This is a genomic window from Kitasatospora sp. NPDC057518, from assembly GCF_042802075.1.
Taxonomy (GTDB): Bacteria; Actinomycetota; Actinomycetes; order Streptomycetales; family Streptomycetaceae; genus Kitasatospora.
Genome location: NZ_JBHVEU010000260.1, coordinates 1 through 12,635, shown reverse-complemented (window position 1 = coordinate 12,635; position 12,635 = coordinate 1). Strand labels below are relative to the sequence as shown.

The window sequence follows — 12,635 nt, the reverse complement described above, 5'->3', positions numbered from 1 at the left end:
CCCGAGGGGAGCCCCGCCTCCGCGCGGTCGACGACCGGAAGACCTAGATGAAGTCGGCCAGCTCGCGCAGCAGCGCGGCCTTCGGACGGGCACCGGTGATGGACTTCACCGGCTCGCCGCCCTGGTAGACGATCAGGGTCGGGATCGAGATGACGCCGTACTTGGCGGCGGTCGCCTGGTTGGCGTCCACGTCGAGCTTGGCGATGGTCAGCTTGTCGCCGTGCTCGGCCGCGATGTCCTCCAGGACCGGGGCGACCTGGCGGCACGGGCCGCACCAGGTGGCCCAGAAGTCGACCAGTACGGGCTTCTCGCTCTCGAGGACGTCCTTCTCGAACGTCGCGTCGGTGACTGTGGTGGTGGCGCCGGCCACGGGAACTCCTCGGGGTTCGGACGGAGGGGGCTGCTGCCAGGAGAACAACGGGTGGGCCCGTTCTGTTTCTGCCCGGCTGGGGCGGGGGTGTTTCACGTGGAACACCCCCGCGGGTGGAGCGGGAAGGGCTCAGACCGCGACGGCGGCGGCCTTGGCCTCCAGGTCGTCCAGCGCGGCCAGGTAGCGCTCGGCGTCCAGGGCGGAGGAGCAGCCGGTGCCGGCGGCCGTGATGGCCTGGCGGTAGGTGTGGTCGACGACGTCGCCGGCGCCGAACACGCCCGGGATGTTGGTGCGGGTCGAGGGGGCGTCGACCTTGAGGTAGCCCTCGGCGTCGAGGTCCAGCTGGCCCTTGAAGAGCTCGGTGCGCGGGTCGTGGCCGATCGCGATGAACAGGCCGGTGACGGCCAGCTCACGGGTCTCGCCGGTGGTGGTGTCGCGCAGGGTGACGCCGGTCAGCTTCGGGTCGCCGTGGATGGCCTCGACCGCGCTGTCCCACTCGAAGCGGATCTTCGGGTCGGCGAAGGCGCGCTCCTGCATCGCCTTGGAGGCGCGCAGGGAGTCCCGGCGGTGGATGATCGTGACGCTCTTGGCGAAGCGGGAGAGGAAGGTCGCCTCCTCCAGCGCGGTGTCGCCGCCGCCGACCACCGCGATGTCCTGGTCGCGGAAGAAGAAGCCGTCGCAGGTCGCGCACCAGGAGACGCCGCGGCCGGAGAGCTTGTCCTCGTTCGGGAGGCCGAGCTTGCGGTGCTGGGAGCCGGTGGTGACGATCACGGCGCGCGCCTTGTGCACGTTGCCCTCGGAGTCGGTGACGGTCTTGACGTCACCGGTGAGGTCGACCGCGACGATGTCGTCGGGGATCAGCTCGGCGCCGAACTTCTCGGCCTGGGCGCGCATGTTGTCCATCAGCTCGGGGCCCATGACGCCGTCCCGGAAGCCCGGGAAGTTCTCGACCTCGGTGGTGTTCATGAGCGCGCCACCAGCGGTGACGGCCCCCTCGAAGACCAGCGGCTTGAGGGAGGCACGGGCCGTGTAGAGCGCGGCCGTGTACCCGGCCGGGCCGGAACCGATGATGATCACGTTACGGACGTCGCTCACTGCTTCTCCTGGTTCGCATCGCGACCCGCGTTTGCTGCGGGGAGGGCGGTCCTGCTCCGCCGCCCGGGACAACGACTGACCAGTGTCTCGCATTCCCAGGCGGATCAGTACCAGCCGCCCGAAGTCCGGAAGCGGCGTGGCGGAGTTGGCGTGGATCGCATGGAAACCGCCGGTCAGTGGCTGGGAACGGCCTGGTGCAGGACGGTCGGGCCGCAGTCGGGGGAGCGCAGGTAGACGTCGACGAAACCGGGCCGGCCGGGCAGCGGGTAGACCAGGACGTCCACCGGGGCGCCCTGGAAGGTGCCCCGGTCGGTGGCCAGCGGGGTGCCGGAGGCCGGGGCCGGGCAGCCCGGCGCGGTGGGGGAGCCGGTGGGGGAGCCCGCGGGGGAGGGCGGGTCGGACTCCGGCCGGCCGCCGGCGGCGGGCAGGGCGCCCTCGGACATGGCGGGCCCGGTGGCCCGCAGCCCCGGGACGTTCTCCGAGCGGGCCAGCAACCGCTGGACCTGGGTGGCGAGTTCGTCCTCGCGGTAGTCGGTGCCGGCGGCCGTGTGCGGGGCCCGGGCGTCGTGGCTGTCGGCGGTGGCGGTCGGGGCGCCGCCCGCGCTGGCCGTCACCGTGCCGGACCGGTCGTCGGGCTGCAGCAGCAGAGCCCCGCCGAGTCCGAGGGCGGCCAGGGCGGCGGCCGTGCCGATCAGCAGGGCGAACCGCCGCCGCCGGGGGCGGCCGGGGCCGGTGGCCGGGCCGGACCGGCCGGCGGGACGCCCCGCGGGCCTGGAGGGCGGGGCGGAGGACGGCGTGAGGGGTGCCGTGGCGGTGCGTACGGGTCGGGCCGGGGCCTCGGGTCGACGGTCGGCCGCGGGGGCCTCCTGCGGCCGCTCGACGGCCTGGCCGGCGCTCCCGGCGGCTTCGGTGGCTTCGGTGACGGCCGCGGCGAGTGCCGCGTCCAGCCGGGCGGCGACGTCGGCCGGCATCGGCGGGGTCTCGACGTCGCCGAGCAGGGCCCGGACCTCGGCGAGCGCGTCGACGGTCTCCCGGCACTCGGCGCAGCCGTCCAGGTGCCGCCGCAGCGCCTCGACGGTGGAAGGGGAGTCGACCAGGCCCTCGGCGAGGTCGGCCAGCTGCTCGACCGGGGGGTGGTCGTCGGCGGGGTCGGGGAAGGAGGGATGGGCGTTCATCGGGTGCTCACGTCTCCTTCCAGCATCGTCCGACCGGTGCTCTGCCCCGTCCCTGTGACGGAGCCGGGGCGCTTCGGGTTCCCCGGGGCGTCCCGGCGCGGCGGGGCCGAGCCGGGGGCGGGCGGTGTTTCACGTGAAACATCGGGCTCGCGCAGGTGCCGGACCAGGGGGAGGAGCCGGGCCCGGCCGCGTGCGCAGCGGCTCTTCACCGTGCCCACCGGGACGCCCAGCAGCTCGGCGGCCTCGGCCACCGGGTAGCCCTGCATGTCGACCAGCACCAGGGCGGCCCGCTGTTCGGCGGGCAGTTCGGCGAGCGCCGCGGTCAGCTCCCGGTGCAGCTCGGCCCGGACCACCGGGGAGTCGGCCGGCTCGGCGGCGCCGACCAGGGTGTCCAGCCGCTGCGGGTCATCGTCGAGCGGGGTGGTGCGCCGGGTGGCGCTGCGCCGGGCGCGGTCCAGGCAGGCGTTGACCACGATCCGGTGCAGCCAGGTGGTGACCGCCGAGCGGCCCTGGAAGCCGGCGGCGGCGCGGAAGGCGGACACCAGGGCGTCCTGGAGGGCGTCGGCGGCCTCCTCGCGGTCGCCCAGGGTGCGCAGGGCGACCGCCCAGAGCCGGTCGCGGTGGCGGTCCACCAGCAGGCCGAAGGCCGCCGGGTCGCCGGCGACGTGCCGGGCGAGCAGCGCCGCGTCGTCGTCCGCCACCGTCACCCCCCTCTGCCGTCGTGCCGTCGTGCCGGGGCCGTCCGCCCCGGGTCAGCCGGAGACCTTGACCTCGGCGACGTGGCCCCGGTACTTGCCGTCGGCATCCTTCGCCAGACCGGTCAGCCAGATCAAGAGGTACCGCGTGGTGGTCGGGGAGTCGAGGGCGTACTCGACATTGGTCCCGGTCTTCTTGCCCACGACGGTGAAGGCGTCCGGCTTGGCCTGCAGCGGGTTGCCGGCGGCGGCCGCGGTGGGCACCCGCAGCTCCGCGGACTGCTCGCCGCCGGAGAACAGGACGCTCACCGAGGAGACCGGCTGCGGTGAGCCGAGGTCGATCAGCAGACCGGTGCCGGACTTGAGCGCGGGCGGCTTGGGCCCGAGCTGGTCGACGTACCAGCCGGTGGTCCAGGAGGTGTTCGCGTCGTTGTCGATCGCCTTCCCGATGCTCTCGGTGCCCTCGGGCCCGTCGCCCAGCGGGTTGTACGACTGCGCCTCCTTGATGGCGATCGACACCGGGTTGTGGGTGCTCGCCTGGGGGCTCGGCGCGGTGCTGCTGGCCGAGGTCAGCGGGGACGCGGTGGCTGCCCCGGTGTGGCGCAGGCTGTCGACGAACTGCCAGGAGGCGACGCCGATCGCGCCCAGCGCGACCGTCCACGCGGTGGCCTTGACCACCCGGCGCAGCCGCCGCCGGGTGCGGGTGCGCCGGGAGGGGGCCGGGCGGGAGGAGGCCGGCAGCGGGGAGACGGTGGTGTCGGCGACCCGGGTCGGGTTGGGCGCGGTGGGCAGCGCGTGGGTGTTGTGCCGGGGCGGGGCCGGGAAGGCGGGCAGCTCCGGCGCGGGCTGGCGGATCTTGGGCAGCTTGGCGATCGCCCGGACCAGTTCCTCCGGGGTGGTGATCGGCTGGGCGTGGTGCGGCGGCTGGTCGAACAGGGCCCGCGCGGCGAGCTCGGACAGGCCCTTGTGGACCCCGGCGCGGACCTGGTCCGGCGCGGCGTTCTGGAGGCCCTTGGGCAGGCCCTGGAGGTCGTAGCGGTCCTCCGGGTACGGCCAGCGGTGGGTGAGCGCGGCGAACAGCAGTGCGCCGATCGCGCGGGTGTCGGCCCGCTGGGCGTCCTCGGCGTCCTCGGCGGGCAGCCCGCGCAGGGCGGCGTCCACCGCGATGCCGTTGATCCGGTACTGGCCGCTGTCGGTGCGCAGCACGCAGCGCGGGGTGAGCCGCAGGTGGGCCTGGCCGCGCCGGTGGGCGGCCGCGACGGCGTCGGCGACCTGGCGGACCATCTGGTACGCCTCGTGCGGCTCCATCGGGCCGTTGGCGAGCAGCCTGGCCAGGTCGGAGGAGTGCGGCAGCCACTCCCGCACGACGTAGACCAGCTCGCCCTCGTGGACGGCGTCCAGCACCTGGACGAAGCGCGGATCGCCGAGCAGGGCGGCGGACTTGGCCGCGGCCAGCACCTTGCGGGCCCGCTGGTGGCCGGAGGCCATCAGGTGGACGCCGACCGCCCGGCGCAGCTTCTCGTCGACGGCGCGCCAGCTGCTGAAGGTCTCGGTCTGGGAGATGCACTCCTCCAGCCGGTACCGGTGGCCGATCATGTCCCCGCTGCGGCGCTGCGGGGCGGGGAGGGTGCGCGGGAGGGTGGCGGTGTCGCGCGGGTCGACCGTGGGCTGCGGGTCGGTGGGGCGGCGCGCGGGGCGGGTGGGCTCGGGGGCGGGCTTCTTCCGGGGGGACCCGGCGGCCAGTTCGGCGCGCAGCTCCTGGACCGAGAGCGGGGCGGTGATCTCCGAGGTCTCCTCGCCGGCGGCGGGCTCCGGGCCCGCGGCCGGCGCGTCGTCGCGGTCCCGGTCCTCGCCCCGGCCCTTCTCCCCGTCCTGGTCGGTGTTCTCGTCCGCGTCGGGGCGCCCGGGGGCGGCGGCAGCGGTGGGGGCGGCGGGGGCGCCCTCGCGGGCGTCCGCGGAGGTGCTCTCGCCGGCGTCGTCCGAGCCCGCGAGCTCGTCGATCGCCGCGGCCAGCGCGGCCTCGTCCGTCGCCGCGTCAGCTGCTGACGTGTCGACGACCGCCTTGGTGCCATCAGCCACCGTGGTCCTGCCTCCCCTTGTGTCGCCGCGGCTTGAGAGAGTCGCTGGAGCCCTAGGGTCGGCGGCCCTGTGCTCCAGGACAATTGTGCCCACTCTTCTCCACCGGGTACGACCGCTGAGACGTCCGCTCGGTTGCATACGGGTGGAGAGATGTGGTGCAGATCCGACACCTGGTCGCCATCCGGCGGTCGGGCGGACCCGAACCAACCGGTGGCCCAGCACTCGGCCGGACGAGCGGAGGAGCCTTCTGCTCCGGTTGACGCCCGGTCAGGGCGCCCGCTCGTCCGGCCGGTGGTCGGGCGGTCAGCGGCCCAGTCGGCCGCGGACCATGCCCAGCATGGAGTTCAGCTCCTCGATCCGCAGGCGCTTCGCGATGAGCACGAAGACCGCCAGCTGGAGGCCGCCGGCCACGACCAGGGCCGCCACGCTGCCCGGCCAGCCGCCGAGCACCTGCTGGACGCCCAGGCTGGCGCCGAGGCCGACCAGGGCGGCCGGGACGCAGGCGGCGGCCAGCCGGCTGTACGTCCGGCCGATCCGCTTGGTGTCCAGCCCGCCGATCCGCTTCTTCAGCTTCGGCATCGCGACCATCACCCCGATGGCGTAGGCCAGGCCGTAGCCGAAGGCGAGGCCGGTCACCGTCCACTCGGAGGGCAGCACCAGCCAGCACAGCAGCGCGAAGCCGGCCTGGCAGGCGGCGACCCAGACGGTGTTGTAGAACGGCGTCCGGGTGTCCTCGTAGGCGTAGAAGCCGCGCAGCATCACGTACTGGGCGGAGTACGGGATCAGGCCCAGCGCGAACGCGGAGAGCATCAGACCGACGTTGGTGGCGTCGTTCAGGACGGTGTCGTTGCCGCCGATCGCGTAGATCGCCCGGCCGACCACCGGGCCGAGCGACAGGAACAGGAAGGCCGCCGGGACGACCGCCACCGCGGTGGTGCGCAGACCGTAGGAGATGTCGTCGCGCACGGCACCGGCGTCCTCGTCGGCCGCCGCCCGGGAGAGCCGGGGGAGCACCGCGCTCATGATCGAGACGGTGATCACGGCCTGCGGGAGCTGCCAGATCAGCAGCGCGTTGGAGAACGCGGCCAGGCCGACGCCGTTGTGGCCGGCCGCCGCCGCGGCGGCGCCCGCCTTGGTGGACAGCTGGGTGATCACCAGGTAGCCGGCCTGGTTGGCGAGCACGAAGAAGAACGTCCACTTGGCCAGCCGGGCGGCCTTGCCCAGGCCGTGGCCGCGCCAGTCGAAGCGGGGCCGGAAGCGGAACCCGGCGGCCCGCAGGTACGGGATCATCGCCAGCGACTGGACGCCCAGACCGATCAGGGTGCCGAGGCCGAGCAGCCGCACGCCCTCGGGGGAGATGCCCTCCGGGGTGACCTGGGTGGTGCCGAACCCGCCGTAGACCCAGATGTAGGCGGAGAAGGTGAAGATCACCACGATGTTGTTCAGGACCGGCGTCCACATCATCGCGCCGAAGCGGCCGCGGGCGTTGAGGATCTGGCCCATCACCACGTGGATGCCCATGAAGAAGATGGTCGGCAGGCAGTAGCGGGCCATCGCCACCGTGGTCTCGGCGCGCTCCGGGTTGGCCATCATCGGCTGGGCGATCAGCCGCACCAGCACGGGCGCTCCGAGCACCGCCAGGAAGACCACGCCGCCGAGCCCGACCATCACCAGGGTGAGCAGCCGGTTGGCGTACGCGGTGCCGCCGTCCTCGTCGTTCTTCATGCTGCGCACCAGCTGCGGCACGAAGACCGCGTTCAGCGCGCCGCCGCCGATCAGGATGTACAGCAGGGTCGGCAGGGTGTTCGCGGCGTTGTACGAGTCACCCATGATGCCGACGCCGATGGCCGCGGTGATCACCATGGTCCGGACGAAGCCGGTGCCGCGGGAGACCAGCGTGCCGGCCGCCATGATCGCGCTGGAGTTCAGCAGGTTGGAGACCTTGCCGCCGCCGGCCGTCTTGCCGGGCTCGGCGGCGGGGGCGGGCGCCTGCTCGGCGGCCCGCTCCTCGGCGACGATGTCCGCCAGCGGCTCGACCGCCGGGGGCACCGCGACGGCGGCCACCTGCATGGTGGCCTCCGCCTCGGAGAGCGGCGGGTCGAACTCGATCGGCGGCACGAAGTGCTGCTGCCCGCCCGGAGCGGCGCCGTACGGGGGCTGCCCCGGGTGGCCGCCCATCGGCGGGTACGGCGCGGGGCCGGGCGGAGGGCCGGGCTGGGGGGCCGGGGCGGGCTGCGGGACCGGCGGCTGGACCGCGGCCTGCGCCTCGCGGCCGCCGAACAGCCCGTCCACCCCGACGTACTCGGTGGTCTCGGTGTCCCAGGCGGAGTGCGCCGGGCCGGGCTGCCACTGCTGCCGGGGCTGCTCGACGCCGCCCCAGTGGCCGCCGGCGGCCTGCGCCGGGGCCGGCTCCTGCGGCCAGGCGGGCTGCACCGGGGTGTCCCAGCCGGGCTGCACCGGCGGCACCGGGGCCCCGAAGTGCTCCGGGGCCTGGTACGGGGTCGGCGGCACCGGCGTCGGGTAGCCGACGCCCTGCGGCGGCAGCTGCGGCGGCACGTCGTACGCGGCGGCCGGCGGCTGGGGCGCGGCGGGCCGACCGGCCCGCAGACCGTACGGGTCCTGGCCGTCCTGGGGGTTCCCGTACGCGTCCACCGCGTACGGGTCCTGGGCGTAGGTGTCGGCCACGTACCAGTCGCCGGACGGCGACTCGGCGCCCGGCCGGCTCTCACCGCGGCCCGACGGCCGCTCCTCGCTGCGCCCGGTCATGTCACCTCTTCGCTGTCGTGGGGGGAGGCCGGCCCGGCAAGGCAGGGGGTCGGCGGTATCAAGGACCAACCTTCTCATCACCGGCGGCCCGATCCCGGCCATCCGGGCTGCTGCCACGCGGTGTCTGCGCGGGACCGTCACCAGGGGTGTCGTCCGTCCCGTCGGTCCCGTCCGCCGCCGGGGCCCCCTTCGCGGTGTCCTCCGCCGGGGCCCGCGGGGCGGGCTCCGCCGCCGCGGCGCCGCCCGCCGCCGCGGCGTCCCCGAGCGGGGCGTCGCCGACCGGCTGGTCGCCGTCCTCGTGCGGCTGCCCGCCGAGGCGCTTGCGCTGGCGCACGAAGCGCAGCGCGGCCAGCAGCAGCAGGACGCCGGCGCCCGCGAAGACGTACAGCACGCCGTTGGTCACCGAGGTGACCTCCACCGTGAACTTCTGCGCCTCGCCGTACGGCCGGGAGTCGGGGCCGGTGGTCCACAGCTGGGCGGTCATCGCGACCGGCCCGTTGTTGTGCGCCTCGGCGTTGAAGCGCAGCGTCACGCTCTGCGAGGCCGGGAGGACCAGCTCCTCCTCCTTGCTCACCCGCAGCCTGTTCGGCTGGGCCGAGGTGAGCACCAGCTTCAGGTTGGTGACCGTCTGGGTCAGGTCGTTGCGGACGCTGACCTGGAGCAGGCCGGACTCGCCGGCCAGGGTGACCACGTTCTTCCTCGGTACCTGGACGGCCTTGGTCAGCTCCTTCAGGTACCCCGTGACGCCGGCCCGGTAGGTGCTCCCGGCCGGCGGCTGGCTGCGCCACTCGGTGGACAGCGAGCGGACCATCGCGGCGCTGAACGGGCCGCGCACCCGCTGCGGCAGGGTGAGCACCCGCATCAGGGTGTCCAGGTCGTGCTGGATGTCGTCGGTGCGGCTCAGGTCGGCCGCCGGCAGCTCCGAGGCGCGGATCTGGGTCGGGTAGTCGGTGGGCGCCGGGACGGCGGTGTTGGCCTTCGGGTCGGCCGCGGACTGGGCCACCGCGTCCAGCTTGACCGAGGAGATCCACTTGCCGTCCGCCGTCTGGAGGGCGTTCGCCAGCGCCTTGGCGCCGGCGGTGCTCAGCTCGCGGGGCGGCAGGACGAGCAGCCCGCGCTGGTTCTGCGGCTGCTCGTGGGTGATCGCGAAGGTCTCGGCGAGGAAGCGCTGGGTGGCGTCGGTCTGCGCCTGCGGGCTGCTCAGGTCCTTGTCGAAGAGCGCGGAGACGGTCTCGTCGGCCACCACGGCGCTCTGCCCGCCGCCGATCGGGCGGACCGCGGTCGGGGTGTAGGTGAGCGAGTCCGGCTCCGGCATGCTCGCGCCGTCGACCAGCACCAGCCCGTTGCCGGACTGCTGGGCGAGGGCGGCGATCTGCTGGTCGAGGTAGCCCCGGTACGGCCAGGCGACGTCCGAGCGGGTGTCCACGGAGAGCCGGCCCTCGACGGTCAGCCGGCCGGCCGTGGACGCCTTGCTCAGCGCGGTGGTCATCCCGGCCAGGTCGGAGCCGTTGTGGGCGATCGAGGCGAGGTCCGGGTCGGCGTACGGCAGCGAGACCACCTGGCTGCCCGGCTTGGCGACGGCGGCCCGCAGCTTGTCCAGCCAGGCGACGGCGGCGGCCGAGGCGGGCACCTGGACGGTGTTGTCGTCCTTGGCGGACTTGCCCGCCGCCTCGGTGCCCGGCTTCTGCACCCGGTAGGGCTTGGTCATCGCGAGCGCGGCGTCCAGCAGGTCCGGGTCGATCACCCAGGTCAGGCCGTTCAGCTTCGCGCCGGTGTCGACCAGCTCGTACAGCCGGCCGCCCGGGGCGAACTCGCCGGCCAGGCTGTCGTCGCGCAGCACCGGGGTCGGCTGGTCGCTGTTGTCGGCGGTGGTCTGGGCGGCCAGCACCGGCGCGTGCACCAGCGGCCAGATCGTGGCGACCTTCGTCGGCTGCGCCTCGGCGCCGCCCGGGTTGTACGGCAGGAAGGTCCGGGCGATGCCCAGGGCGCGGTCGCGCGGGTTGTCGCCGGTCCCGCCCCAGGCGTCCACCGCGAGCTCGTACGCGCCGCTCGCGGAGAAGCCGAGGTCGCTCACCGCGACGCTCAGGGTGTACGGCTGGCTCTGCCCCGGGTTCAGCTCCGGCAGGGCGTACTGCGGGCTGTCCAGCTCCACGCCGTCCTTGCTGTCCGGCGTGGAGCGGTCGGCCACGTTGGCCAGGTCGCTGCGCCGGTCCAGCGGTTTGCCGGAGTACGGCTTGCGGACGGCCGCGTGGGCGCCCTTGATCGCCGACTTGCCGGCGTTGGTGACCTGGCCGGTGATCGTCACGATCCCGCCCGGGGCGGCCACCTGCGGGTTCAGCGTGTCGATGGTCATCACCACCGGGTACTCGGCCGTGGCGGTGGAGTCGCCGGCCGGCCGGACGTTGCCGCCGGCGGGCAGCGCACCGGCCGGGGAGGCCGTGAAGAGGGTCAGGGCGGCCGCGCAGGCGGCGGCCAGGCGCCGGCCCGCACGGCGCGCCCGGCGGGCCGGATGGCGCCCCCCGGCGGGGCGCTCGGCCCGTCCAGGCTGTCGGTGCGCCCCCAGGCCCGAGTGCCGTGCCGGCTCACTCACTCGCTTCGCCCTCGCCGTTCTCGATCGTTCGCTGCTGATGCTGTCCGTCCGGCGCGGTCCGCCCGACGGTCTTCGCTTGACTCTGGTGGAGCTCTTCGCCCGACGCCGTCGCCGCACCGCTGCCACGGGGATCCCGCGGACGGCGGCGGCGCGCGGCACCGCATCCCCTGTCCGGTGCCCGAGACTCGTCCACCGGCATGGTAACGATGCAGCCCGCGGCGCAGTGTTGCGGGCTGTGGGGTGAGACGCCCAGAACGCGCGGGCGGTTGACCTGTCGGGGCACGTACCCTTGTGAGCCGTGTCCACTGCCAATGAGCCCACCGCGCGCACCGACCGTTCCAGCACCGACGTCCAGGTCGTCCCAGGGCTGAGCGAGGCCCAGACGCTCGGCCTCCAAGAGCTGCTGCGGGTGTCGCCGGTCGCCGACGAGATCGCCCGCCGGTTCCAGGCGGCCGGTCACCGGCTGGCGCTGGTCGGCGGGTCCGTCCGGGACGCGCTGCTCGGCCGGCTCGGCAACGACCTGGACTTCACCACCGACGCCCGTCCGCAGCAGGTGCTCAAGCTGGTCAAGGGCTGGGCGGACGCGGTCTGGGACGTCGGCATCGCCTTCGGCACGGTCGGCGCCCGCAAGGACACCCCCGAGGGCTCCTTCCTGATCGAGATCACCACCTACCGCTCCGAGGCGTACGACCGCACCTCGCGCAAGCCCGAGGTCAGCTACGGCGACACCATCGGGGAGGACCTGGTCCGCCGGGACTTCACGGTCAACGCGATGGCCGTCGACCTGCCCGGCCGCGGCTTCGTCGACCCGCACCACGGCCTGGAGGACCTGGAGGCCCGGGTGCTGCGCACCCCCGCCACCCCCGAGGAGTCCTTCTCCGACGACCCGCTGCGGATGATGCGGGCCGCCCGCTTCGCCGCCCAGCTGGACTTCGACCCGGCGCCCGAGGTGGTCGCCGCGATGACCGCGATGGCCGAGCGGCTCACCATCGTCTCCGCCGAGCGGATCCAGGCCGAGCTGAACAAGCTGCTGCTGGCCAAGCACCCGGTGAAGGGCCTGCGGCTGCTGGTCGACACCGGCCTGGCCGGGTACGTGCTGCCCGAGCTGCCCGCGCTGCGGCTGGAGCGGGACGAGCACCACCGGCACAAGGACGTCTACGAGCACTCGCTGACCGTCCTGGAGCAGGCCATCGACCTGGAGCAGGACGGCCCGGACCTCACCCTGCGGCTGGCCGCGCTGCTGCACGACATCGGCAAGCCGCGCACCCGCCGCTTCGAGTCGGACGGCCGGGTCTCCTTCCACCACCACGAGGTGGTCGGCGCCAAGATGACCCGCAAGCGGATGCGCGAGCTCAAGTACTCCAAGGAGCTCACCGAGGACGTCTCGCGCCTGGTCGAGCTGCACCTGCGCTTCCACGGCTACGGCGGCGGCGAGTGGACCGACTCCGCGGTGCGCCGCTACATCACCGACGCCGGGCCGCTGCTGGAGCGCCTGCACAAGCTGACCCGCTCCGACTGCACCACCCGCAACAAGAAGAAGGCGGCCGCGCTCTCCCGCACCTACGACGGCCTGGAGACCCGGATCGGCGAGCTGAAGGAGCAGGAGCAGCTGGACGCCGTCCGCCCGGCGCTGGACGGCAACCAGATCATGGAGCTGCTCGGCCTCAAGCCCGGCCCGCAGGTCGGCAAGGCGTACAAGCACATGCTCGAACTCCGGCTGGAGCACGGCCCGATGGAGCACGACGAGGCGGTCGGGGCGCTGCGGGCCTGGTGGGCCGAGCAGCAGGGCTGAGCCCGGCTCCGGACGGCGCGACGGCGCCACGGGAGCTCCGGGCACGACGAGAGGGGTGGCCCCGGCCGAGCGC

8 protein-coding genes are annotated in these 12,635 nt (G+C 74.4%); 1 reads left to right on the top strand and 7 read right to left on the bottom strand.

Annotation, left to right across the window (positions count from 1 at the left end; genetic code table 11):
* Window positions 1-43: 43 nt before the first annotated feature.
* The 7 genes from trxA to ACFU7Z_RS24845 all read right to left on the bottom strand — a co-directional run bounded on the left by trxA (window position 44) and on the right by ACFU7Z_RS24845 (window position 10,770).
* Window positions 44-370, bottom strand: coding sequence for a thioredoxin (trxA, locus tag ACFU7Z_RS24875; protein WP_049655857.1), 327 nt, complete (start codon window positions 368-370; stop codon window positions 44-46).
* 129 nt (window positions 371-499) lie between these two features.
* Complete coding sequence (trxB, locus tag ACFU7Z_RS24870; protein ID WP_049655859.1) at window positions 500-1,465, bottom strand: thioredoxin-disulfide reductase; 966 nt, start codon at window positions 1,463-1,465, stop codon at window positions 500-502.
* A 173-nt stretch (window positions 1,466-1,638) separates the two neighbouring features.
* Complete coding sequence (locus ACFU7Z_RS24865; protein WP_380779738.1) at window positions 1,639-2,640, bottom strand: hypothetical protein; 1,002 nt, start codon at window positions 2,638-2,640, stop codon at window positions 1,639-1,641.
* Window positions 2,637-3,347: an RNA polymerase sigma factor SigM gene (gene sigM / locus ACFU7Z_RS24860; RefSeq protein ID WP_380779736.1), complete on the bottom strand. Its 711-nt coding sequence runs from the start codon at window positions 3,345-3,347 to the stop codon at window positions 2,637-2,639. The genes ACFU7Z_RS24865 and sigM overlap by 4 nt, the downstream gene beginning before the upstream one ends.
* A gap of 45 nt (window positions 3,348-3,392) precedes the next feature.
* The gene (locus ACFU7Z_RS24855) at window positions 3,393-5,414 is read right to left on the bottom strand and encodes a serine/threonine protein kinase (protein WP_380779734.1); all 2,022 of its coding nucleotides are present in this window, start codon (window positions 5,412-5,414) and stop codon (window positions 3,393-3,395) included.
* Window positions 5,415-5,717: 303 nt separating this feature from the next.
* Window positions 5,718-8,180, bottom strand: a complete 2,463-nt coding sequence (gene murJ, locus ACFU7Z_RS24850; protein ID WP_375875039.1) for a murein biosynthesis integral membrane protein MurJ — start codon at window positions 8,178-8,180, stop codon at window positions 5,718-5,720.
* Window positions 8,181-8,238: 58 nt separating this feature from the next.
* Entirely contained in the window at window positions 8,239-10,770 is a 2,532-nt protein-coding gene (locus ACFU7Z_RS24845; RefSeq protein ID WP_380779732.1) for a DUF6049 family protein, read from the bottom strand.
* Window positions 10,771-11,137: 367 nt separating this feature from the next.
* Between ACFU7Z_RS24845 and ACFU7Z_RS24840 the strand changes: the two genes are divergently transcribed.
* Window positions 11,138-12,562 carry a CCA tRNA nucleotidyltransferase gene (locus tag ACFU7Z_RS24840; protein WP_117491838.1) on the top strand — a complete coding sequence of 475 codons (1,425 nt, stop codon included), beginning with the start codon at window positions 11,138-11,140 and terminating at the stop codon, window positions 12,560-12,562.
* Window positions 12,563-12,635 lie beyond the last annotated feature (73 nt).

Bases quoted from the DNA above. Each gene is read 5' to 3' on its own strand.
- ACFU7Z_RS24865 (WP_380779738.1), bottom strand. From the start codon at position 2,640: ATGAACGCCCATCCCTCCTTCCCCGACCCCGCCGACGACCACCCCCCG.
- murJ (WP_375875039.1), bottom strand. From the start codon at position 8,180: ATGACCGGGCGCAGCGAGGAGCGGCCGTCGGGCCGCGGTGAGAGCCGG.